This is a genomic window from Flavobacterium sp. 28YEA47A (assembly GCF_041262125.1).
In the GTDB taxonomy this organism is placed as follows: Bacteria; Bacteroidota; Bacteroidia; order Flavobacteriales; family Flavobacteriaceae; genus Flavobacterium.
Genome location: NZ_JBGCCI010000002.1, coordinates 28,612 through 51,385 on the forward strand (window position 1 = coordinate 28,612; position 22,774 = coordinate 51,385).

The window sequence follows — 22,774 nt, forward strand, 5'->3', positions numbered from 1 at the left end:
AACGTATTCACTAACTTCAACTTTTTTTAATTAAGATCAAATCGGATTCCTAAAGAAATATTGTTTTGGTCGACATCATTATTACGGAAAATCGAATTCAGGTCGTATTTAATATATAAGCTCGTCTCTCTATAGCCAATATAAGCGCTAAGTCCATAAATAAAGTCATTAACATTAAAATCTCCTTTAGTTCTTTCTTTTACATTATGGTCATCAATCTCATATCGCAAAATCTGTTTTGATTTTACATTTACTCCGGCATAACCACCAACACCCATTCTGAAACTTTCATGCGAACGGAAATAAGTCCTTTTTTCAGTAACTCGCTTTTTGGTAAAGTCAAGCTCAAGATGTACCGGAACTACCAGATAAACGTTTCTAAAACGTGAATCTTTGAGATGTATTGGATTTGTTTCAAGAGTTGTCTGTTTGTCATTAACAACAAAACTGCGATTATCTGTTGGCCTAAGATTGTTGTACATCAAAGACAATCCATATTTTGCATGTAAAAGGTTGTGATTTTTAGCCAATCGGGTATTGAATGAAATTCCCCATTCATAAAAATGAGATCCCCATACCCTGTAATCTGAACCTTCAAGAGATCCCAAGTCGCCTTTTGTCAGCGCATTATTAAGACCTACCGCAAAAACGAACTGTGAAGTTGTGCGGGATTCGCTCCTATTATTTCTTATAGAATCTCTTCTTGGAGAATCTTTTTCCCAATAAAGACTAAAGGCTGTTCTTTTCCCTTCAGCGGGCAACTTTCCGTCAACTTTTTCTCTAACCAGATCAGTAAGCTTTGCCTCCTCCATTCCTACTCTGGTTTCTATATTTTTAGCCCTTACATCAGCAAGTTCTAATTTGCGCTTATCTGCTTCTTCGAGACTAATTTCTCCGCTATCGAGCAATTTGTTTACGGCTTCTACTTCTTCTTTGAGCGCATCTTTTTCTTCTTTGGTTATAGCTTCGATACGTAAGGCTATTGCTTTTGCTTTTTGTTCAAAAGTTTGCTGCGCTATTGCTTTGGACGCAAAAAGGCACAGTAGCGTCATTGCATAAAAGATAATTTTTTGCATGCTGTTTTGTTTTAAAAAATTAAGTTGGGTTTATTCGTTGTTTCTGTTTGCGAGAGAGGTTTTGACAGATTCGTAATTTCTGCCAATTGACTTGATTACTTTATCCCTAAAACTTTCGTTCATTTCACCTTCAACGGTAGAAAGAAGACCTTTGGAATCAACTTTTACAGTCGATTTTGCAACATATTTCTTCACCGTTTGTGATTGGATTTTGTTTTCGGCTTCAGCCAAAAGCTTCTCTGATTCTATATACCTGTTTGCTTTAACCGTTTCGTTTTGCTCAACCGTAGCTATCGCTTCAGTCTTTTCAGGTGTAACCTGTGAAGTCTTATCTCCTTGCGAAACAACAGAAGATTTTATCTTTTGGATCTTCTTTTGCTCCGGCATTCTTGAAGCGATGGCCCCTGTAGCAGCTGTTGTGATTTGATTTGATGATTGTGTATTATATTCTTGTGTGGTTATTGTCTCTTCTTGTTTTTCTGTTGTTTTTTCCTGAACAACAACTCCTTTTTCTTTAGCTGTTTGGATTTCTACCTCCGGTTGTTTGAAGAAAATCGTCCCGACCAGCAAGAACCCTAAAAAACTGGCAGCAATATACAGCCATGTGCGTTTTTTTGGCTTGTTCTTCTTTTCTGCTACCGAAAGCATAGCATCCAGCCTGTCCCAAGACATTTCAGAAGGCTGAATAGTCCTTTCATTTAGCTTCTTCTTGAAATCCTGTTCTAATTTATTCAGTTCCATTTTGAAAATTCTTTAGTTTGTTAATTTGTTCCTGCAACATTTTTCTTGCATGTGACAATTGCGATTTGGATGTTCCTTCATTAATCCCCAGCATTTTCGCAATTTCCTGATGCTTGAATCCCTCAATAGCATAAAGGTTAAAAACCATTCTGTAACCGTCTGGCAGACTGTCAATCAAAAACTGGATGTCTTCCACATTAAATTGACTGTCAGTATTATTATACGTTTCTTCGAAATAAGTTTCGTCTTCTATGTATTTTACTTTTTTCTGAACTCTTAAGAAGGAAATGCATTCATTAATCATAATTCTCCTAATCCATCCTTCAAAGCTTCCTTTGTGTTCAAAATTTTTCAGATTGGCAAAAACCTTCATGAAAGCCGTAATCATTACATCTTCTGCCTGGTGCAGGTCTTTTATATACTGCCTGCATACGCTTAGCATTTTAGGAGCATGACCGGCATAAATCTTCTGCTGAGCATGCCTGTTGTTTGCTACAGCCTGGCCGATTATGTCTTTTTCCTCTTGATGTAAAGCGATAACTTTCATTTATTGTTTTTCGGTCTTTTTGATATTTGAACCTTTCAATCAGTGTTCTATTGACATAGACGACACTCGTTTAAAAAAGGTTGCATGGATAGTAAAAAAATTTAATTAAATATTTCCAAAGAGCAGCAACTCCTTATGAAACAAGAGCTAAATTAGAATATTTTTTGCTTCGTTAGCGTTATCTGTTGCGTTTTGCCACCCTTAATTACCGTTAAGACGACTTCACTTTTGCCTTCTAAAAGGATACTATAGTGCTTCTTACATTCACAGAAATCCTGGCAATCTATTTTTTTACTGTTTATCTCTTCAATGATATCATCTATGTGAAGTCCTGCTTTTTCTGCTGCAAAGCCTTTTAACAATGTGGCTATCTTGGTTTTACCATTGTCGTATTTCATAGTAAATCCATAAGTCATCCAACCTTCGTCAGCTGTTTCGATGGGAAGAAAATATATTTCGTCATCTTTAAAATTCAGAGTAACGATAAAATCTTTTATAATAGGATTGCCAATCAGGGATTCATTATTTGTTGAAGTATAGAAAACCGGCCTGTTGGAATAGTATAGGTCTTTAATTTCGACCTTACCTGAATTTAGTGCATAAATTGATTCTTTGATAGTACCATTGCCGCCTTCGGTTCCGCCGCCTATAATTTCATGTGCGCTTTCTACACCGTGTTTTTTCGCCGATTTCTCTGTAATGCTAAACAAGGTAGAGCTTCCCAGGTCAAACATCATTTTTTCTTTCTTACCATTTATCCTGGCATCAATATATGGCATTAGTCTATTGTTGAACGTAACCGGAACTTTTATCGCTTTTTGCAAGTTTGTTATTTTGCTAATCTGATCAGTAACTATTATTTTCTTTCTTGGGTAATCAATCTGCCAGACATAATTTTTGATAATGCTGGCTCCAATCAATCCTCCGTCAATTGTGCATTTAATTGTTGGAGATTCATCAAAATTCATTTGCAAAGCAGCAAGATCATGAAAGGTAAGTTCGCCAATATGCAGGCTGTCCAGTTTTACGATGTTTATTTCCTTTTTGATTTTATTACTGCTTCCTACTCTTTGTTTAGTTAGTATAGGAAAATTGTTTTTTTCCTGGATAGCGTCAGTGATATTATTATAGCCTCCTGTGTCGAAAATATAATCGTAAGTCTGATTTCTTATCCGAACCTGAATGACGATTTCATCATTACGATAGATGAAAGGAATTTCAAAATAAAAGTTCTTGTTCTCCGATTGGGCCGTATTAATCCAGTTCAGCACCTCTTTAGGCTTTTGAGCATGGACAAACATTGTAGTAAAAAAAAGAGAGAAATACAGTAATCTCATAACTGACAGTTTTAGGTTCTACATTCTACTGTCTAGACGATATTGTATTTAAAAAGGTTGCATGAAAAATAAAACAATCATTATCAGCAAATTACAAGAAGTTATTTTTTTCTTTCTATAACATAATTTACCATTAAGGTAAGCGCGTCTTTATAGGGAGAACTTGGAAAATCCTGGATTAAATTCAAGGCTTCTTTCTGGAATTCCGTCATTTTTTCTTCTGCATATACCAAGCCGTTATTGTTTTTTACAAAAGCAATTACTTCTTTTACCCGTTTTTTATCCTTATTGTGATTTTTAATAGAATTGATAAGCCAGCTTTTCTCTTTTGGCGTGCAATGATTCAACACGTAAATCAGCGGCAATGTCATTTTTTGTTCTTTGATATCGATTCCGGTTGGTTTTCCGATAGCATCATCAGTATAGTCAAATAAATCGTCCTTAATCTGGAAAGCCATTCCAATCAGCTCGCCAAATTTGCGCATTCTTTCAATAATTTCACTATTATCGGGTGCTACTGAACAGGCTCCCAACGAACAACAGGCAGCAATTAAGGTTGCCGTTTTCTGGCGTATGATTTCGTAATAAACATCTTCTGTAATATCTAACCTTCTGGCTTTTTCAATCTGAAGCAATTCTCCTTCGCTCATTTCTCTTACAGCCACCGAAATTATTTTTAATAAATCGAAGTCACCATTGTCAATGGAAAGCAACAAGCCTTTGGATAATAAATAGTCTCCAACGAGTACAGCGATCTTGTTCTTCCACAAGGCATTGATTGAGAAAAATCCCCGACGTCTGTTGCTGTCATCAACAACATCATCGTGTACTAAAGTAGCAGTGTGAATTAATTCGATTACAGAAGCACCACGATAAGTCCTTTCGTTGACTGTAGCTCCAGAAACCATTTTGGCAGTCAAGAAAACAAACATCGGACGCATCTGTTTCCCTTTACGATTTACAATGTAGTAGGTTATCCTGTTAAGCAAGGCAACTTTTGATGACATCGCTTCATGAAACTTTTTTTCAAAAAGTTCCATTTCGGCAAGAATCGGCTGTTTTATTTGCTCAGTGATTTTCATTGAGGACAAATATACTATTTAAGTGGTAAAGTACAAGAGATGTTGTAAGGTTATAAACGGTATCTGAACGCTACAAAAAACGCTGCCAGGATTTGGAACCCTGGCAGCGTTAGTCTGTTATAATTATTTTGTTTTTGTTACGGATTTGTTTTATTCCAGAACAATGATTACATTTATAGCTCTAGCCAAATTATTTCAATCCAATATAAAAACTTTGATTTATTTATCCGCCATGTTTAAGAAAATGAAAAATATTAGCAAAAAAGATATTAGCGCAATAATATCGTACAGCTTTCTTTATACGGTGTTGATTATTCAAATTTTTGACACTGATGATTCGTTATTGTATCTTCAGTATATTCTTCTAGCAGTATCAATACTCTTTACTATTGTTGTATTGTCACGCAGGAGATGGTCTAAAAAGTAAAAAAACGCTGCCAGGATTTGGAACTCTGGCAGCGTTGATAATATTCTTCGATTTTTGAATTATGCTTCTTTATTAGCTAACTGTCCACAAGCAGCATCAATATCTTTTCCTCTGCTTCGACGGACTTTTACGACGATATCGTTTCTTTCTAAAGCCTTTATGTATTCGTTTATTGATTCTTCAGAGGCTTGCTGGAATTCACCATCATCAATCGGGTTGTATTCAATCAGGTTGACTTTACATGGAACATATTTACAGAATTTCACCAAAGCATCAACAGAAGCCTTATTATCATTGATTCCTTTCCAGACCACATACTCATAAGTAACCCTGCTTTTTGTATGGCTGTACCAATACTCTAAAGCTTCACGCAAATCAGCCAAAGGAAAACTCTTGCTAAAAGGCATGATTTCGGAACGGATTTCATCAATTGCAGAATGCAGGGAAACAGCCAATCTGAATTTTACTTCATCATCGGCTAGCTTTTTTATCATTTTTGGAACTCCTGATGTTGAGACCGTAATTCTTTTTGGCGACATTCCAAGTCCTTCAGGTGAAACAATTTTGTCTATTGCCTTCATGACATTGTTGTAATTCATCAACGGCTCACCCATTCCCATAAAAACAATATTTGATAATGGACGGTTGTGATACAGTCGGCTTTCATTATCAATAGCGATTACCTGATCGTAAATTTCATCCGGATTCAGATTTCGCATTCTTTTCAGCCTGGCGGTAGCACAAAAATTGCAATCAAGACTGCAACCTACCTGAGAAGAAACACAGGCTGTTGTTCTGGTTTCCGTAGGAATCAATACCGATTCAACCACCAAACCATCGTGGAGACGTACCGCATTTTTCACCGTACCGTCTTCACTTTTCTGCATTTGGTCGACCCTGATATGGTTGATGACAAAATTTTCTTCCAGCATTTGGCGTGTTGACTTGGCGACATTGGTCATGTCCTCAAAGTTATGCGCCCCTTTATTCCAAAGCCATTCATAGACCTGATTTCCACGAAAAGCTTTGTCTCCATTTGAAACAAAAAATTCCCTTAATTGGTCTTTTGATAATGCCCTGATGTCTTTCTTCTCGATTTGCATGGCGCAAAGTTATATATTCAAAGCGAGATGTACCTAATGAGTGTTAATATTTTATAATTTTGCAAAAACTTTTTACCATGCATTTTATTTCTCCCGAGCTAGAACTTTATGTCGAAAAGCATTCTGAAAACGAGCCAGCTCTTTTAGCAGCCCTCCATAGAGAGACTTTCCAAAAAATTATGCAACCTAGAATGCTCAGCGGTCATTTCCAAGGGAGAGTCCTTAGTATGATCTCTAAACTTGTCCGTCCTGAAAATATTCTTGAGATTGGAACGTATACAGGCTATGCAACTTTATGCCTTGCAGAAGGAATGAAAGAAAGCGGTTCTATAGATACGATTGATATTAACGAGGAACTGTTCAGCATACAAAAAAAGTATTTTGACCTTTCGCCTTGGAAAAACCAGATTACACAGCATATGGGTGATGCCTTAGAAATCATACCAAGCCTCGAAAAGAAATATGACTTGGTTTTTATTGATGCAGACAAGGACAATTATCTTAATTATTTCGATTTGATAATGCCTATTATGAATAAAGGAGGTATTATTCTTTCTGACAATGTACTGTGGAGCGGTAAGGTATTGGAAGAACCTAATCCGAAAGATTTAAGCACCAACGTACTTTTAAAGTATAATAAAAAATTGAAAGACGATCCAAGAATCGAGACCGTATTGCTTCCTATCCGAGACGGATTAACAGTAAGCCGGGTTTTATAACCTAATTTCGTATCGGTTCGTCATTAGTCGGATTGTCGACATATTCTTTTTGAGGGAAATACTTATCTCTTAGGTAAGCATAGAGTTTCAACATTAGCATTGCCATTAATATTCCCCAGATATACCCGCAAAGAATGTCTCCTGGATAATGTAGTCCGAGATAAATTCTGCTGTAAGCAAAAATCAGTGGCCACAAGAAGATGAATCCCATGTATTTTAGATATGGCTTTAAAACTTTATAGAGAAAAAAAGCGGCAGCCATTGAGTTGGAAGCATGGCCGGAAATAAAGCTAAAGGATTTTCTTGTTTGTACGGCACGAATCAAGCCAGCAAGATCAGGATCGCTTCCCGGCCGTAACCTTTGGAAGCCATTTTTAAAAAGATTTGTGGTTTGGTCAGTCAATGCAATTAGCAAGGCCATAACCACGATTATCATCAAGGCATGTCTCCAACCAAGGTTTTTAAAAACCAGATAGAGTATAATTGCGAAAATCGGAATCCAGTTTACCTGTTTTGTGATAAACAGCCAAAAGCCATCGAACGGTTCAGACCCTAAGCTATTGAGATAAATAAACAGGTTTCTGTCAAGTTCCAACAACGTTTCCATTATTTATCTTGTCTTTTTATTGGACCTTCCATCGTTTCGATATCTTCTTTTACTTTAGTGATTTCTGAATTGATATCTTCTGTTATTTTATCCAAACCAAAACTGCGATCAGTTGAGTTTTCTACAATCTTGTTGAAGTTTTCTTTTACTTTGTTGATTTCTTCAGAAAAGCCGCCTGTGAGTGATTGTGTATCCAAACCGTTTTCTGCTGCTGTTTTATGAATTTCGGTTTTAATATCATCCGTTGCATTCTTAAGCTGCTGCATTCCTTTCCCAAGCGTTCTTGCTACTTCTGGAATTTTATCTGCGCCAAAAAGCATAATGGCTATAAATATGATGAATACTAATTCTGATCCTCCGATACCAAACATAATATTGTATTTTAATCTCACAAAGATACAGTAAAAATGTACCGCCGTTTCAGCTTTATTATTTTACTACTCTTTTTTAATATGATTTTAACTTAATCTCCTAATTCGTCGAATTTAGACTTTGCCTTTTCTCTAGGCCATGAATTATTTCCTAAATCGATATCTGCTGTCTGCAATTTCGGGTCGAGTTTTATTTTGGTTACCTTTTTATCCGTTGCAAAAACACGTGATACGACCTGATTCCCTTTTCTCCATATCTGTACCGGGAAATTATAATCTTCTGTAGTACCATCATCAAAAGTCAGCTGTACCAAAATTGGCATCAGCATTCCTCCTGGCTTGTCAAAAGCAACTTCATAAAAATATTTTGGAGATTTCAGTTTGCTTCTTTCTTCTGCCGTATATTTTTCCTGAATAAAATCAGACAATACTTTGATGTTATTTACATCCAAAGGTTTTATGTTGCTTTTATTAAAATCTTTAGAATCTTCGGAAATCATATACACAAATGGCCCATCTTCCTTATTAAAGCGTCCCTTTTTTATAGTAACATCTTTAGTTTCTTTTGGCGCATCGGCTGAAACAAAATATTCTTTTACATCCTGGATTCCGATATCGACATAGTCTGTTGAATAAAACCATCCTCTCCAAAACCAATCCAAATCCACTGCTGAAGCGTCTTCCATCGTTCTGAAAAAATCTTCCGGCGTTGGATGCTTAAACTTCCAACGGTTGGCATAGGTCTTGAAAGCATAGTCAAACAATTCTTTCCCCATAATGGTTTCGCGCAATATGTTTAATCCCGTAGCAGGCTTGGCATATGCGTTGGCTCCAAATTGGTGAATGGTTTCAGAATTCGACATAATTGGCTCTAAAAAATCCTGTGGCCCGCTCATATACGGAACTATTTTTGCCGCCGGTCCTCTTTGCGAAGGATAATTAGGGCTTAATTCCTGTTCTGCCAAATATTGAAGAAATGTATTGAGTCCTTCGTCCATCCAGGTCCATTGGCGTTCATCAGAATTGACAATCATTGGAAAAAAATTATGTCCTACTTCATGAATAATTACGCTTTGCATTCCGTATTTAATTCTTTCACTCACGAATCCGTTTTCATCCGGACGACCATAATTCCAGCAAATCATAGGATATTCCATTCCTTGGTCTTCCGCAGAAATTGAAATCGCTTTTGGATAAGGATAATCGAACGTATGTGAAGAATAACTTTTTAACGTATGGGCAACGGTTTTTGTCGAATATTCTCCCCAAAGCGGATTAGCTTCCGGCGGATATAATGATATAGCCATTACCGACTTGTCCGAAAGTTTTACGGCCATTGCGTCATAGATGAATTTTCTTGAAGTTGAGATTCCAAAATCACGCACATATTTCGCATTGAATTTCCAGGTTTTCTTTTTGTCTGAAAAACCTTTCGAGGCCGCTTCTGCTTCTTCCTGAGTGACTACGACAACCGGTTTGTCATAGGTTTTTTCAGCCAGCTGGTATCGTTTAAACTGTTCAGCAGTAAAAACTTCTTTTCTGTTCAGCAAGTCGCCTGTTGCCTCCAAAATATGATCTGCAGGAACCGTAATATTTACTTCAAAATTCCCGAAAGGAAGTGCAAATTCTCCCGCTCCCCAAAACTGCATATTCTGCCAGCCTTCTACATCATTATAGACTGCCATTCTTGGATAAAACTGAGCAAGTACATAAAGATTATTGCCATCTTTTTCAAAATGCTCATAACCTGAGCGCCCTCCTTCTTCTCTATAATTATTTATATTGAACCACCATTTTATGGAAAACGATATTTTTTCTTTTGATTTTAACGGTTTCGCCAAATCAATCCGCATCATCGTATGATTAATGGTATATTTCATCGGATTTCCTTTGGCATCTTTTACATATTCGATCACAAAGCCCCTATCCGGTTGCTGTTCCATGAATTTTTTTGAAAATCCGGACGGTGTCATCGCTTTGTCCATCTTTTGATTTTCAACCAAAGGCGATTCTGAGTTTTTTGCTTTCTGATTCTGGTCAAGCTGTACCCATAAGTATTCCAGATTATCCGGTGAATTATTGTGATAGGTTATTGTTTCCGTTCCAGAAAGTCTGGCATTACGATCATCTAATTCGATATTCATCTTATAATCGGCCTGTTGCTGATAATAAGCTGGTCCGGGTGCACCTGAAGCTGTCCTAAACATATTAGGTGTAGCCATAAGGTCATACATCTGGCTGAATTTGTTGGTATCGTATTTTCCTGGCTCGCGTTTCTTTTCAACATTTTTTGTCTCTTGCGCAAAGAATACCGCAGGCAGCATCGCGAATAGAAAAATTATTTTTTTCATGAAGGAGTTGGGTTATTTTTAAGATTGAAATTTAATCAATTTGACGTAAAGCCGAAAAAAAATCGCTAATAATTTAATTGGCCTCGTATTTTTTCTGAAGTAAGAAGCAGACTTTGCTTTTTCCCTAAAACATGTGTATGGAAAATATGCTGTTGGTCGTAAAGTTCCATCAGAACATTGTCTTTAATTTCAAGGGAATTAATTTTTTCGATATTCTTAATCGTAAAATAGCAGATCAGGACATTATCTTCAACTTCTGTACCTAAAAAGCGGATTTCTTTTTCTTGTTCATTTACCTTAATGGCAAATTTTTCCTGAAAATATTTCCGAAGCAATTCTTTACTATCCTTTACTTCTTTGCTAGTTCCGAGGTATATCTTTTTACCAAACCTTTTTTCTAAGGCCAAATCCATATCATCAATAAAAATACGCGAAGTTATTTCTATTGCTTTTTTTTCAGGAACATAATCCAATTGGTTTACGGAAACGTAAAATTTGTGAAGCGAAGCTGAAGTCAGCCCCAGAAACAACAGTAAAAGAAAAACTATTTTGATTGTCTTTTTCATGTTACAAAAGTACTATTCTTTTACAATTTCTTCATTTTGAAGCTCATTGTATTTTCTGGCAAGCTCAATTATTGCCAATTTGATATTATCTTTTACTTTCAAATTGACAATTTCCATAAAGTCTGGCTGTTCAGAGCAATAATATTTGAATGCCATGACATAATCAGGATTAATTTTTAGGACTTTAACAAAATACTCATCGTTGTACAGGGTTTCGATTCTTTCAATTAGCATCAATTTTCTTTCACCTTCAAGCCTTGCTTTTCGCTCTGCCGCACTTCCCACCCTGGATCTCATTCTTCTCTCTGCATCTGTATAAACTTTCGGTTTGAAACTTATGATTCCTAAACCGTAGGCCGTTATATCGGCAAACTTTGTAATCACTACTTCATCAAGCTGGTTTATTTTAGGCTCCATTTCGATTATAAGCACCTCTTTTTGCAAATCTTCTGCTTCAATAATTTTTCTTTTATAATGCATATTGACCGCAGAAAAAACGAGCAGGTCGTCAACCTTGGCTAATATCAAAAACTCGCCATTTGAATTTGTTACGGCTGATTTTTCATTGACCAAATTCACCAAATTTATATTCTCAACATTATTCCCGTTTGCAGTAATTTTTCCTTTTATCAATTTTTCTTGCGCTAAGGCAACATAAGAGACAAAAAAAGTCAGTAGTAAGATTTTATTGCTTTTCATTGGATTGCAGCTTATTGTATTCTACTGCTAGTTCGTTAATCCAAAAAGTAGCAAGTGTTTTGTTTTTTGACCTAACGGCGCTGGCAAACTTAAAATCTTCAATACAAAAGTATTTGAAAGCCATGATATAGTCCGGATTGATTTTAAGCGTTTGTGTATAAAAGTCGTCATCAAAAAGGTCGTTTACTTTTTCCAGAAGCATTTCTTTTTTCTCTACAGAAATATTCTGCTTGAGCCTTTTGGTTCGGCCCGACATCAAATTAATCAGCGGGTCAAGCAATCCCGTGGTAGCCGTTCTTACTTTTCTTTCCGCAGGCGTGTAGACTTTTGCAGGTTTTGATAAAATCCCTAAAGAAACGGCATTAATGTTATTGTATTTTGTGACCTCTACTTCATCCAATTGATTCGCTTTAGGTATCATGTCAATAACAACAACTGCTGATTTCAGGTCATCTGCATTAATAATTTTACGCTTGTACTCAAAATTCAACGCTGAGAGAACCAGCAGGTCGTCTTCTTTTGCCAGAATGCGGAATTCTCCATTTGCGTTTGTAACGACTGACTTTTCATTAACCAGATTGACGACATTAATACCTTCAACATTGTTGCCGCTGCCTGTAACTTTTCCATGGATCATCTTTTCCTGTGAAAAAGCAAGCTGTACTATAAAAAAGCAGGCAATAAGGAAATTAGTTTTCATTAGAGAGTAGTTGAAGATATTTTTTTGATAATTGTACCAGCAAAAAATCTGCCATTTGTTTTTTCTTTGCCTTAAGCGCTTCTACAAACTCCATATTTTCAATACTATAATATTGAAATCCCTTTACATTTTCCTGAGGAATTTTTAACGTATTCACGAAGTACTCTTCTTCATGGAAATTTTGCACTTCTTTTAGCAAATATTCCCGTCGTTCTACTTTTAACTGATCTTTGAGGTTTTTAGTCCGTCCTGAAATAGCATTGATTATAGGGTCCAGACTGAAAATAGCCCCAAATCCTATCGACATATTAAGATCTGTCGCTGTTTTGAGTTTTCTTTCTGCCGGAGTGTAGACTTTGGCTGGTTTTGACAAAATTCCCAAGTCGACAGCATTAATATTAGGGTATTCCGTAATAACCACTTCGTCCAGCTGGTTTGTTTTGGGAACCATATTGACCGTCAGGAATGGAGCAGCCATATCTTCCGAGCTGATAATTTTTCTTTTATACTCAAAGTTTATCGCTGAAAACACTAACAAATCGTCTTCTTTTGCTAAAATAAAGAACTCTCCTTTTTCATCTGTAACCGTCGATTTTTCATTAACCAGATTGACTACATTGATACCTCCAACGTAGTTACCGTCTGCCATAACTTTCATTCGCAGGAGTTTTTCCTGTGCTTGCGAAAACAGCATACCTGTTGATAACAAAAAAAATAAAAGCAGGTAATTATTTCTTTTCATCGGCAAGCAATCCCTTATATTTTTCTGCTAATTTGATGATGGACGCTTCTAGTTCCGCCTCATTATTTTGATCTAATGCTTTCGTAAAGTTTTCATCACCTACAATATAGTATTTAAAGCCATTGACATAATCTTTCGGTATGCCCAGACTTTCTGTATAATAAGCCTCATCAAAAAAATTATCAAGCTTTTCAAGCCTTGCTATTTCTCTCTCTACTTGTACTCCTTTTTTTAGCATTTTTGTTCTTCCAGAGAAAAAATTAAGGATTGCATCATTACTGATGCCTAAACCTTGAATCAGCTCTATAGGCTTTGATGCCGTTCTCAGTTTTCTTTCTGCCGGTGTATATTTTTTTGCACCTGTAACAACAGAAAATTCATCGCCTTTTTCGACAACGACTTCCTGGAGCTCTGTTACGACTGGTTTCATTACAATTTCGATAGTTCCTCTGTTGAACTCGTCTCTTGTAATTGCTTTTCTTTTGTGTTCGAGATTAGCTCCAGACAAAATCAGTACGTCACTTGCCCTTGCATAAATATAGAATTCTCCTTTTGCGTTTGTCCTGGTTTGGGTAGCATTCGAGAAATTAATCACTTCAATATCTTCTACCGAAGCTTGTCCTGCAGTAATTTTCCCATACATCTTTTTATTCTCTTTACTCTGTGAAAAGACAACTTGAGAAAGCAGTATCAAGATTAAAAAAAAGCAATTATTTTTCATCGTTTATGGTTTGAATATATTTTTTAGCTATCTCTCCCAATAAAAATGTTGCCATTGCTTTATTCTTACTGGTTAGATTCTTTACCAATCGTTCGTTTTCAACCGCATAATACAAAAATCCTTTGACATTTTCAGCAGGAATTTTTAGTTTTTTTGTATAGTATTCTTCATCAAACATATATTCCAACTGGCTTATCCATTTCTCTCTCTTTTCTACTTCCAGTTCCTTTTTCAGCATTGAAGTTCTTCCAGACATCAGGTTTAAAAGCGGATCGAGAGTAAACGAGCTATTTAGTCCTATTTTAGGGTCTACACCTGTTGCTGTTCTTAGTTTCCTTTCGGCCGGCGTATATACTTTAGCGGGCTTGGGTATAATTCCTAAATCGTAGGCATTGATGTTTTTATATTGCACAACAGTTACTTCATCCAATTGATTCACCATTGTCTCAAGTTTTACAAATAATAATTCTTTATTGAAATCAGCCTGATTCACTTCTACAATTTTACCCTTGAATTGAATTGACGAAAACATTAAAGAGTCCCCATCTTTTGCTTGAATTGAAAAATAACCTCCTTCTTTAGTTACGGTTTCTTTCTCTGAAGATAGATTCAGTACATAAATCCCATCCAAATTGGAGGAATAGGCCATAACTTTTCCTTTCAGCATTTTTCTTTCGGAAGTCTGCGAAAGTACCGAAGGAGAAACAGCTACAAAAAAAGAACATAACACTATTTTTCTAAGCATAATCAATTGAGGGATAAGTTTGTCAGGTAAAAATATCTTATCTGCCTCCTAATTTATTGCCAATAGCCTACTAAATTTATGTTAATAATAAAGTTGGCGTTACATTGTCTAATAATTTCCAAACCTTATTAACTTTACATCAATAAAATTATATTAAAATGAAAAACCTGATTATAGCCAGCACATCAACATTACACAATGGCGGCTATCTTGAATATCTTTTACCGGAGCTTTCGCTTCATTTCAAAAATGCCTCAGCTATTGTTTTTATACCTTACGCAAGACCTAGCGGCATATCGCATGACGAGTATACTGAAAAAGTACGACAAGCTTTTTCTAAAATTAATATTAAAGTAAAAGGATTACATGAATTTGAAGATCCCAAAGAAGCCTTGAAACAAGCTGAAGGAATTTTCACCGGCGGCGGCAATACTTTTCTATTAGTAGCACAACTTTATCGTTATGATTTGATGACCTTATTGGCTGAAACATTAAAAAAAGGCACTCCTTATTTGGGAACCAGCGCAGGAAGTAACATTACCGGACTGACTATGCAGACCACTAATGACATGCCGATTATTTATCCGCCAAGCTTTCAGACCTTAGGCATGATTCCATTCAACCTTAATCCGCACTATCTTGATCCGGATATCAACTCAACGCATATGGGTGAAACACGAGAAACGAGAATAAAAGAGTTTCACCAATTCAATACCCTACCTGTTTTAGGACTTCGTGAAGGAAGCTGGCTGGAAGTAAAAAACGACACTATTACTTTAAAAGGAAACCTGAAAGCTCGCCTTTTTAGGCAAAATCAGGAACCTGAAGAATTAGAAACCGGAAGTGATTTGAGTTTTCTGAACTAGAAATGTTTAATGTATCCTGAAGTTCATATCAACTTTGCGCCTCTGCTTCTTTGCGAGTAATTATTTTCACGCAGAGGCGCAAAATATAAACACGGAAGCCTATTTGAAATCTATTCTGATAAAGTTTTAAAAACAAAAAACCTCAAGTTTACACTTGAGGTTTTAATTTTAGAGCGGAAGACGAGGCTCGAACTCGCGACAACCAGCTTGGAAGGCTGGAGCTCTACCAACTGAGCTACTTCCGCATTTCTACGGTGCAAATATAAGCAATAAGTTTTTTCAGTTGCAAGTTTTTTTTCAAAAAAAATGCAATCTTTTTTTCGCAACCTTTGTACCAATAAACCTTTTTGACGCTAAGAGTTTTATTATTAAAACGTTATATTTTACAACCCCATTCAAAAAATTTCAAAAGAAAAATGCAAATCATAAAAGAAATACCCGCTTTGGAAACATTTTCTGTCCGTCAACCTGTATTACGTCCGGGCAAACCAATAGAAACTTGCCATTTTGAAGGCGATAATTTAGACTCAACAAAACATTTTGGTTTATTTAGTAATGAAAAATTAGCCGGAATTGCTTCTTTATTTATACACTCTACTCCTTTTTTAAAAGAGAAATTGCAATTTCAATTAAGAGGCATGGCCGTATTGCCAGAATTTCAGAAAAAAGGATTGGGTGAAGCCTTGGTAAAACATGCTGAAAATGATGCTTTGGAACGTGATGGAAAAATAATCTGGTTTAATGCCAGAGAAATTGCTGTTGCATTCTATAAAAAGCTTGGATATGAAATTATTGGCGAGCCTTTTGATATTGCTGACATTGGGAAGCATTATGTAATGTACAAAAAACTGAATGCCTTATAAAAGTTAGCCTTATACTTCGCAACTTGAAACTTTTTGAGTAACTTCACACAAAAGACCCCGTATAACTTTTTGTCATGTATCGATTTGTTCTCATAGCGGCATTATTTTTTTTTCAGATTTCCTGTAAGGAAAAAGAAATCGCATACACTCCATCGCTAAAAAAAGGCGTGGAAGACATGACAAAGGATAGTGTCAAGCGTTATGTTGTTGATTCCACTTACGTAGCAACTTTTGAGAATGATTCTCTAGCTTCTTTTTATAAAATGAACGGCTTTAAAACCGTATGGAACACACCTCAATTAAGACAGCTGATTATCCAAGAACTTTCTACAGCCGACAAGGAAGGTTTGGAATCCAAAGATTATAATATCTCTGATTTGGATCGTCATGAAAAAAACATCTCTTCTTTAACCGAAAAAGAAATTGCCAACTATGACGTGCAGATGACGCTTTCCATCCAAAAATACCTTACGCATCTCACACAGGGAAAATTAAACCCTAAAGAACTTTACACCGATTGGGATTTGGCTCCTAACCATGCAGAAATTAACCAACTATTGACAGCGGCTATTATGGGTGACTCTCTGCAAATCGTTATCGAAAAAGCAAAACCCAATCATATTGTCTATAAAAGATTAAAAGAAGCACTCGTGCTCATCAATAAATTTCCTGTAGACACACTTAAAAAGATTGAGATCTCAGGAAAATTAAAAGTAAACGATACGAGCCAATCACTGTTTGATATTAAAAGGAGACTGATATATTGGAAAGACATAAAGGCGCAAGATTCCCTGACTTCACTTTATGATCCTGAAACAGAGAAGGGAATAAAACGATTCCAATCAAGACATGGACTTGCTGCAGATGGCGTTATAGGAGCCAGTACAATCATGGCTTTGAATATTCCAAAAAATGTCCGGAAAGAACAAATCATTGCTAATTTGGAACGATGGCGATGGTTTCCCAGAAATATGGGAGAGCATTACCTTATTATCAATATCCCTGATTATAAACTCCATGCGGTTTTTAAGAACGACACGACAAGAACCCATAATGTTATTGTAGGCACGTCTAAAAGAAAAACGCCTGTATTGAACTCAAAACTGAGTTATGCTGTATTTAATCCAACATGGACTGTCCCTCCTACCATATTAAAAGAAGATATCATTCCGGCTACAACAAAAAACCGAAACTATCTCGCGGGAAAGAATATTACCGTCTATGACAAAAATGGAAAAGAAATAAACGCATCGAGTTGGGATCCAGAAAAAGCTCTGAACTATCGTTATGTCCAAAGTCCGGGCACCTATAATTCACTAGGAATGGTAAAAATAATGTTCCCGAATAATTTCACAGTTTATCTGCACGACACTAACCACCGGGAATATTTTGACAAAACCAATCGTTCGCTTAGTTCGGGCTGTGTCAGAGTACAAAATCCCTTGGAACTGACCGAATACTTATTAGACGACAAGAAAAACTGGAGTCTTGAAAAGATTACAGAAACGCTAAAAAAAGAAAAAACGCAAAACGCAAAAATTAAAAACGATATTGCTATCTACCAACTGTACTGGACAGCCTGGAGCCATGACAATACCCTACAATTCAGACCTGACATTTATACATTAGATAACGGCCTGTATCAAAAATTACGAAATTAACTTAGTAGCTGTTTTGTAGTTAGCAGAAGGATGGTAGATAAAAAGACATGATTTGTCCTTAATCACATTTATAACTTCTTTTGTAATATCAACCGGTAATGCAGGACATCCCTGGCTTCTTCCTAATCTTCCGTGAGTCTTAATAAAAGATTCCGCTACATAGTCAGCACCATGAACCACAACCGCTCTGTTTCTGGCATTATCATTTATACCTTTCTCCAATCCGTCAAGACGAAGCGAAAGTCCGTGTTTTCCTTGATATACTTCTCCGGTTGCATAAAATCCAAGGCTACTTTTGTTAGAAGAAGCTGCATTTGAAAATTCATTTGCATATTCTTCTCCTGTATTTTTGCCATGAGCAACAAGCGAGTTATAAAGAATTGTATTGGTAGACATGTCAATAATCCATAATCTTTTAGAGTTGGAAGACAAGCTGAAATCGATAATTGTTAGGATATTTTTTGAAACCAAACCTTTCTCTTTCAGTTGGTAAAAACCTTGTAGTGCTTTTGAAAAGCTTTCAAGTTTTGGCAAAGAAAGATTATTTGAATGTAGCGTGTGGTAAATCTTTTCAGCTTTCATCGAAAAACTTGCTTCTGATGTGGCTGCTATCAATTTTTCTGGTTCAGTGGGCTTGCTCACATTTGTATTAAATGAAGCGACAAAAAATAGTAAGACGGGTAAAAACTTGTAAATCATTGAAATTCTAATGGGTTAAAATTGACTTGGGGAGCGCCAAAAGTATTAAAAAAATTTTATTCTCAAAATTTATTACTCTTAAAATGAGGTATTTAACAAAATTAACCTTTTTTTAATTTTAGTGTAACAGAGTTAATAACGAACAAAATTCAAAAATATTGCAAAGTAATTGTGTATGTATATTTTATGGTTATTTTTGCTATTATAAACATGTGCAAATGGGCAAACCGCTTTCTTTGGTTTTACTTTTTTTAATGATCATTTCTGCTTTCGATGCCCATGGTCAGAGAAAAAGCCTGCAAGCAAAATCAATTTCAGAAAATATCTCCATCGATGGCAAACTTAACGAAGCCATCTGGAACACCGCACCCGTTGCCACCGACTTTTTAATGCTTGAGCCCGACAACGGGAAAGCTATTAGCCCTAACAAAAAAACAGACGTTCGTGTAGTTTACAACAATGACGCCATTTATATAGCCGCATTGCTTTATGACGATGAGCCAAAAAAAATTCTGAAAGAATTAACCCAAAGGGACAATTTCGGAACAGCAGATCATTTTGGAGTTTTCATCAATGGATTTAACGACGGCCAACAGGATTTTCGTTTTTTCGTTAGCGCATCAGGCGTACAGATGGACTGTCTTGCTACCGAAGGCGGTGAGGATTATAGCTGGGATGCTATTTGGGACAGCGAAGTTTCAATAACAGAATTTGGCTGGATTGTTGAGATGAAAATCCCTTATGCCGCCTTGCGTTTTTCGAATGCTGAAAAACAAACATGGGGCATTAATTTTTATAGGGAAATCAAAAGAGACCGTCAGAAATACACCTGGAATCTAATTGACATGAAGATTGGAGCCGCACTTCCCCAAACAGGTCAACTTGAAGGCATCGAAAACATAAAACCGCCCACAAGACTCTTCTTTATTCCTTATTCTTCTTTTTATGTTGAAAACAACAAAGAAGGAACAGAGAATAAGTTTAAGGCCGGCATGGATATCAAGTATGGCATAAATGATTCTTTTACTCTTGACGCAATTTTAGTTCCTGATTTCGGACAGACAAAATATGATAATGTTGTATTAAATCTTGGCCCTTTTGAGCAGCAATTTAATGAAAACCGACCTTTTTTTACGGAAGGAACCGATCTTTTCAATAAAGGAGACTTATTATATTCTCGTAGAATTGGAGGCAGCCCGTCCACATATCTTTATTCTTCTGACGAGAATGTTATAGCCAGTAATCCTTCCACCGTAAATCTAATCAATGCTATAAAAGTTTCGGGAAGGACTTCTACAGGACTTGGAATCGGAGTGCTTAATGCCGTCACAGAGAAAACATATGGAACTTTAAGAAATACGCAAACTCATGAAACCAAAGAAGTCGTGGTAGAACCGCTGACTAACTATAACATATTGGTTTTAGACCAGAGATTCAACCAAAACTCTTCGGTAGCGCTCGTAAATACGAATGTAACCCGCAATGGAGAATTTCGTGACGCAAACGTTTCCGCTTTAGTGTATGACCTGAACACCAAGAACAACAAATTCAACCTTACCGGTGATTTCAAATACAGCTACATTAATGAGTATGGTGACAATGACAATCTAAATGGCATCAATACTTCTATACAGATTGGAAAAAAAGGAGGAAAATGGAGATATAATACAGGCGCTAATTATGTTTCAAAAGAGTATGACGCTAACGACCTAGGCATCACTTTTATCAATAATTTCCATTCTGCCTATGTAAATCTGGGCTATCGAATTTTGAACCCGAATTCAGTCTTCAATACTTTCAAGATTAACACAAATTATTATGCCGAATTTCAGAATACTACCGGGCGTCTGCAAAAAGGTGAAATAAATATTGATTTCACCTCAACAAGTATAAAAAACGATTACTATTCGATAGCTCTCTACATCAATCCACTGGAAACTTATGATTTTTATGAAGCACGAGTAAACGAAAGATTTGTAAATCTTCCTAAAAACATTTACACTTCATTTTATTTTTCATCGAATTACAACCGGGCATTTGCTCTTGATATCAATCCTTATTTTACGATAACAAGTGAAGAGGATCGTGTTTCATACGGTTTAAAAGTAGCACCCAGATATCGTTTTAGCAACAAGCTGCTCATGAATTATATGATTGAAGTTTACAATCAGAACAGCGATAGGGGCTGGGTAGCTTTTGACGGCGATGATATTATCTTTGCCGAACGGGATCGGAGAACACTGACCAACGAATTAGGGTTAAAGTATTCGATGAATCCAAAAATGACATTAAATCTGGCAGCCCGTCATTATTGGTCTTATGCAGAAAATAACCAATATTTAACACTTCAAAATGATGGAACGCTAACATCAAATAGTACCTTTACAGTAAATAAAAATTCGAATTTCAGCACCTGGAATTTTGATCTTTCCTATTCATGGTGGTTTGCCCCGGGAAGTCAGATTTCAGTACTTTACAGAAACAATGCTACTGATAGAAGGACGGAGATTGACAGAAGACTCGGTAACAATTTTAAAAATCTTTTCAACAATAACCTGAATAACATTCTTTCGATCAGTATCAGATATTTTATTGACTACAATTCGATTAAAAATAAATTTTAGATGAACAAGAAAGTAATCCTAATGATATTGGACGGATGGGGCAAATCTCCCGATCCAAAAGTTTCCGCAATAGACAATGCAAATACGCCTTTTATAGACAGCCTATATACAAAATATGCTAATGCGCAACTAAGAACTGACGGTCTGAATGTAGGTCTTCCTGAAGGACAGATGGGTAATTCTGAAGTCGGACACATGAATTTGGGTGCCGGCAGGATTATCTACCAGGACCTGGCAAAAATAAATCTGGCCGTACAAAACAAAACCCTGCAACAAGAAAAGGCGCTGATTGATGCTTTAAGCTATGCCAAGAAGAACAATAAAAAAGTCCATCTTTTGGGATTAGTATCAGATGGTGGCGTACATTCCCATATTGACCACGTAAAAGGACTGATTGATGCAACGCAGGATTTTGGACTTGAAAATGTATACGTTCATGCCTTTACAGATGGAAGAGATGTTGACCCAAAATCAGGAATATTTTTTATTTCGGCTTTGGAAAAACATATGGAGAACACCTCAGCAAAACTCGCTACAATCATAGGACGTTATTATGCAATGGATCGTGATAAACGTTGGGAAAGAGTAAAAAAAGCATACGATTTACTGGTAAACGGAATAGGAGTTCATTCTCATAACGCAGTCAGCAGTCTACATGACAGTTATGAGAAAAACATAACAGATGAATTTATCGAACCTATTGTTATGGTCGATCAGAACGACAAACCTATCGCAACCATACAAAATGACGATGTGGTGATATTCTTTAATTTCAGAACCGACCGTGGCAGGCAGCTTACAGAAGTGCTTACTCAGTTTGATTGCCATGAACAAAACATGCACAAGCTCAATCTCTATTATGTGACAATGACAAATTATGACGATAATTTTGTTGGGATACACGTAATTTATGACAAGGAAAATATAACAGAAACATTGGGCGAAGTTTTAGAGAAGAATCATAAAAAACAAATTCGTATTGCTGAGACCGAGAAATATCCACACGTAACCTTTTTCTTCTCAGGAGGTAGAGAATTACCTTTTATCGGCGAAACACGAATTTTGAAAAATTCTCCTAAAGTGGCAACTTACGACCTGAAACCTGAAATGAGCGCTTATGAACTAGCCGATGCCTTGGTTCCTGAACTCGAAAAAGAAGAAGTTGATTTTGTTTGCCTTAATTTTGCAAATGGTGATATGGTTGGACATACAGGTGTTATGGAAGCCGCCATTAAGGCATGCGAAGCGGTAGACAAATGTGTTGAAAAAGTTATTACAGCTGCTCTGGCTCACAATTATACTACAATAGTCATTGCAGATCATGGAAATTGCGAGACTATGATTAATCCTGATGGCTCTCCAAATACTGCACATACTACAAATCCTGTCCCGATTATTCTGGTCGATAAAGATTTAAAACACATAAACAATGGTATTTTAGGCGATATTGCTCCTACCGTTCTTGATTTGATGGGTATTAAAAAACTAGAAGTCATGACACAGCATTCGTTACTCTAATTAAAAATA

At 36.3% G+C, this 22,774-nt stretch carries 22 protein-coding genes and 1 tRNA gene; 6 read left to right on the top strand and 17 right to left on the bottom strand.

Translation table 11 applies throughout. The annotated features are described in order from the left end of the window. Window positions 1-26: 26 nt before the first annotated feature. From ABH942_RS02695 to rlmN, 6 genes are all read right to left on the bottom strand, one after another. Complete coding sequence (locus ABH942_RS02695; protein WP_370029459.1) at window positions 27-1,076, bottom strand: hypothetical protein; 1,050 nt, start codon at window positions 1,074-1,076, stop codon at window positions 27-29. A gap of 30 nt (window positions 1,077-1,106) precedes the next feature. Then, on the bottom strand, window positions 1,107-1,817 hold the full coding sequence (locus tag ABH942_RS02700) for a hypothetical protein (protein WP_370029460.1): 711 nt from the start codon (window positions 1,815-1,817) through the stop codon (window positions 1,107-1,109). Then, window positions 1,804-2,364, bottom strand: a complete 561-nt coding sequence (locus ABH942_RS02705) for an RNA polymerase sigma factor (protein ID WP_140001949.1) — start codon at window positions 2,362-2,364, stop codon at window positions 1,804-1,806. Before ABH942_RS02705 ends, ABH942_RS02700 begins: the two co-directional genes overlap by 14 nt. Before the next feature lie 152 nt (window positions 2,365-2,516). Continuing rightward, the gene (locus ABH942_RS02710) at window positions 2,517-3,701 is read right to left on the bottom strand and encodes an aspartyl protease family protein (protein ID WP_370029461.1); all 1,185 of its coding nucleotides are present in this window, start codon (window positions 3,699-3,701) and stop codon (window positions 2,517-2,519) included. Between the two features lie 101 nt (window positions 3,702-3,802). After that, entirely contained in the window at window positions 3,803-4,783 is a 981-nt protein-coding gene (locus ABH942_RS02715; RefSeq protein WP_370029462.1) for a polyprenyl synthetase family protein, read from the bottom strand. A gap of 486 nt (window positions 4,784-5,269) precedes the next feature. Continuing rightward, on the bottom strand, window positions 5,270-6,313 hold the full coding sequence (rlmN, locus tag ABH942_RS02720) for a 23S rRNA (adenine(2503)-C(2))-methyltransferase RlmN (protein ID WP_370029463.1): 1,044 nt from the start codon (window positions 6,311-6,313) through the stop codon (window positions 5,270-5,272). 77 nt (window positions 6,314-6,390) lie between these two features. Between rlmN and ABH942_RS02725 the strand changes: the two genes are divergently transcribed. Continuing rightward, window positions 6,391-7,032, top strand: coding sequence for an O-methyltransferase (locus tag ABH942_RS02725; protein WP_370029464.1), 642 nt, complete (start codon window positions 6,391-6,393; stop codon window positions 7,030-7,032). A 1-nt stretch (window position 7,033) separates the two neighbouring features. Here ABH942_RS02725 and ABH942_RS02730 read toward each other — a convergent pair whose 3' ends face one another. The 9 genes from ABH942_RS02730 to ABH942_RS02770 all read right to left on the bottom strand — a co-directional run bounded on the left by ABH942_RS02730 (window position 7,034) and on the right by ABH942_RS02770 (window position 14,534). Then, window positions 7,034-7,639: a phosphatase PAP2 family protein gene (locus tag ABH942_RS02730; RefSeq protein ID WP_370029465.1), complete on the bottom strand. Its 606-nt coding sequence runs from the start codon at window positions 7,637-7,639 to the stop codon at window positions 7,034-7,036. Then, the gene (locus ABH942_RS02735; protein ID WP_370029466.1) at window positions 7,639-8,010 is read right to left on the bottom strand and encodes a twin-arginine translocase TatA/TatE family subunit; all 372 of its coding nucleotides are present in this window, start codon (window positions 8,008-8,010) and stop codon (window positions 7,639-7,641) included. Before ABH942_RS02735 ends, ABH942_RS02730 begins: the two co-directional genes overlap by 1 nt. A gap of 92 nt (window positions 8,011-8,102) precedes the next feature. Further along, window positions 8,103-10,361: a M1 family metallopeptidase gene (locus ABH942_RS02740; protein ID WP_370029467.1), complete on the bottom strand. Its 2,259-nt coding sequence runs from the start codon at window positions 10,359-10,361 to the stop codon at window positions 8,103-8,105. A 65-nt stretch (window positions 10,362-10,426) separates the two neighbouring features. Further along, complete coding sequence (locus ABH942_RS02745; RefSeq protein ID WP_370029468.1) at window positions 10,427-10,927, bottom strand: DUF6702 family protein; 501 nt, start codon at window positions 10,925-10,927, stop codon at window positions 10,427-10,429. Window positions 10,928-10,939: 12 nt separating this feature from the next. Then, window positions 10,940-11,626: a carboxypeptidase-like regulatory domain-containing protein gene (locus tag ABH942_RS02750; protein ID WP_370029469.1), complete on the bottom strand. Its 687-nt coding sequence runs from the start codon at window positions 11,624-11,626 to the stop codon at window positions 10,940-10,942. Next, the gene (locus ABH942_RS02755; protein ID WP_370029470.1) at window positions 11,613-12,326 is read right to left on the bottom strand and encodes a carboxypeptidase-like regulatory domain-containing protein; all 714 of its coding nucleotides are present in this window, start codon (window positions 12,324-12,326) and stop codon (window positions 11,613-11,615) included. Before ABH942_RS02755 ends, ABH942_RS02750 begins: the two co-directional genes overlap by 14 nt. Further along, window positions 12,316-12,984 (bottom strand): hypothetical protein, encoded by a 669-nt coding sequence (locus ABH942_RS02760; protein ID WP_370029471.1) that lies wholly within the window; start codon window positions 12,982-12,984, stop codon window positions 12,316-12,318. Before ABH942_RS02760 ends, ABH942_RS02755 begins: the two co-directional genes overlap by 11 nt. Before the next feature lie 70 nt (window positions 12,985-13,054). Continuing rightward, window positions 13,055-13,789, bottom strand: coding sequence for a hypothetical protein (locus ABH942_RS02765; protein ID WP_370029472.1), 735 nt, complete (start codon window positions 13,787-13,789; stop codon window positions 13,055-13,057). After that, a complete protein-coding gene (locus ABH942_RS02770) occupies window positions 13,779-14,534 on the bottom strand; it encodes a hypothetical protein (protein WP_370029473.1) in 756 nt (251 codons plus the stop codon). Before ABH942_RS02770 ends, ABH942_RS02765 begins: the two co-directional genes overlap by 11 nt. A 158-nt stretch (window positions 14,535-14,692) precedes the next feature. On the opposite strand from ABH942_RS02770, the gene pepE reads away from it, so the two are divergent. Further along, window positions 14,693-15,400 (top strand): dipeptidase PepE, encoded by a 708-nt coding sequence (gene pepE / locus ABH942_RS02775; RefSeq protein WP_370029474.1) that lies wholly within the window; start codon window positions 14,693-14,695, stop codon window positions 15,398-15,400. Between the two features lie 172 nt (window positions 15,401-15,572). On the opposite strand, the gene ABH942_RS02780 is transcribed toward pepE, so the two are convergent. Next, window positions 15,573-15,645, bottom strand: a tRNA-Gly gene (locus tag ABH942_RS02780). 171 nt (window positions 15,646-15,816) lie between these two features. On the opposite strand from ABH942_RS02780, the gene ABH942_RS02785 reads away from it, so the two are divergent. Together ABH942_RS02785 and ABH942_RS02790 are read left to right on the top strand one after the other, a co-directional pair. Then, window positions 15,817-16,263: a GNAT family N-acetyltransferase gene (locus ABH942_RS02785; protein WP_370029475.1), complete on the top strand. Its 447-nt coding sequence runs from the start codon at window positions 15,817-15,819 to the stop codon at window positions 16,261-16,263. 74 nt (window positions 16,264-16,337) lie between these two features. After that, window positions 16,338-17,924, top strand: a complete 1,587-nt coding sequence (locus ABH942_RS02790) for a murein L,D-transpeptidase (RefSeq protein WP_370029476.1) — start codon at window positions 16,338-16,340, stop codon at window positions 17,922-17,924. Here ABH942_RS02790 and ABH942_RS02795 read toward each other — a convergent pair. Next, the gene (locus tag ABH942_RS02795) at window positions 17,913-18,623 is read right to left on the bottom strand and encodes a murein L,D-transpeptidase catalytic domain family protein (RefSeq protein WP_370029477.1); all 711 of its coding nucleotides are present in this window, start codon (window positions 18,621-18,623) and stop codon (window positions 17,913-17,915) included. The genes ABH942_RS02790 and ABH942_RS02795 overlap by 12 nt on opposite strands. Before the next feature lie 218 nt (window positions 18,624-18,841). On the opposite strand from ABH942_RS02795, the gene ABH942_RS02800 reads away from it, so the two are divergent. Continuing rightward, entirely contained in the window at window positions 18,842-21,247 is a 2,406-nt protein-coding gene (locus ABH942_RS02800; RefSeq protein ID WP_370029478.1) for a DUF5916 domain-containing protein, read from the top strand. Beyond that, a complete protein-coding gene (gpmI, locus tag ABH942_RS02805) occupies window positions 21,248-22,765 on the top strand; it encodes a 2,3-bisphosphoglycerate-independent phosphoglycerate mutase (protein WP_370029479.1) in 1,518 nt (505 codons plus the stop codon). It abuts the gene before it with no gap. Window positions 22,766-22,774: the final 9 nt, after the last annotated feature.

Coding starts and splice junctions, on each gene's coding strand:
- ABH942_RS02695 (WP_370029459.1), bottom strand. CDS start 1,076: ATGCAAAAAATTATCTTTTATGCAATGACGCTACTGTGCCTTTTTGCG.
- ABH942_RS02700 (WP_370029460.1), bottom strand. CDS start 1,817: ATGGAACTGAATAAATTAGAACAGGATTTCAAGAAGAAGCTAAATGAA.
- ABH942_RS02705 (WP_140001949.1), bottom strand. CDS start 2,364: ATGAAAGTTATCGCTTTACATCAAGAGGAAAAAGACATAATCGGCCAG.
- ABH942_RS02710 (WP_370029461.1), bottom strand. CDS start 3,701: ATGAGATTACTGTATTTCTCTCTTTTTTTTACTACAATGTTTGTCCAT.
- ABH942_RS02715 (WP_370029462.1), bottom strand. CDS start 4,783: ATGAAAATCACTGAGCAAATAAAACAGCCGATTCTTGCCGAAATGGAA.
- rlmN (WP_370029463.1), bottom strand. CDS start 6,313: ATGCAAATCGAGAAGAAAGACATCAGGGCATTATCAAAAGACCAATTA.
- ABH942_RS02725 (WP_370029464.1), top strand. CDS start 6,391: ATGCATTTTATTTCTCCCGAGCTAGAACTTTATGTCGAAAAGCATTCT.
- ABH942_RS02730 (WP_370029465.1), bottom strand. CDS start 7,639: ATGGAAACGTTGTTGGAACTTGACAGAAACCTGTTTATTTATCTCAAT.
- ABH942_RS02735 (WP_370029466.1), bottom strand. CDS start 8,010: ATGTTTGGTATCGGAGGATCAGAATTAGTATTCATCATATTTATAGCC.
- ABH942_RS02740 (WP_370029467.1), bottom strand. CDS start 10,361: ATGAAAAAAATAATTTTTCTATTCGCGATGCTGCCTGCGGTATTCTTT.
- ABH942_RS02745 (WP_370029468.1), bottom strand. CDS start 10,927: ATGAAAAAGACAATCAAAATAGTTTTTCTTTTACTGTTGTTTCTGGGG.
- ABH942_RS02750 (WP_370029469.1), bottom strand. CDS start 11,626: ATGAAAAGCAATAAAATCTTACTACTGACTTTTTTTGTCTCTTATGTT.
- ABH942_RS02755 (WP_370029470.1), bottom strand. CDS start 12,326: ATGAAAACTAATTTCCTTATTGCCTGCTTTTTTATAGTACAGCTTGCT.
- ABH942_RS02760 (WP_370029471.1), bottom strand. CDS start 12,984: ATGAAAGTTATGGCAGACGGTAACTACGTTGGAGGTATCAATGTAGTC.
- ABH942_RS02765 (WP_370029472.1), bottom strand. CDS start 13,789: ATGAAAAATAATTGCTTTTTTTTAATCTTGATACTGCTTTCTCAAGTT.
- ABH942_RS02770 (WP_370029473.1), bottom strand. CDS start 14,534: ATGCTTAGAAAAATAGTGTTATGTTCTTTTTTTGTAGCTGTTTCTCCT.
- pepE (WP_370029474.1), top strand. CDS start 14,693: ATGAAAAACCTGATTATAGCCAGCACATCAACATTACACAATGGCGGC.
- ABH942_RS02785 (WP_370029475.1), top strand. CDS start 15,817: ATGCAAATCATAAAAGAAATACCCGCTTTGGAAACATTTTCTGTCCGT.
- ABH942_RS02790 (WP_370029476.1), top strand. CDS start 16,338: ATGTATCGATTTGTTCTCATAGCGGCATTATTTTTTTTTCAGATTTCC.
- ABH942_RS02795 (WP_370029477.1), bottom strand. CDS start 18,623: ATGATTTACAAGTTTTTACCCGTCTTACTATTTTTTGTCGCTTCATTT.
- ABH942_RS02800 (WP_370029478.1), top strand. CDS start 18,842: ATGGGCAAACCGCTTTCTTTGGTTTTACTTTTTTTAATGATCATTTCT.
- gpmI (WP_370029479.1), top strand. CDS start 21,248: ATGAACAAGAAAGTAATCCTAATGATATTGGACGGATGGGGCAAATCT.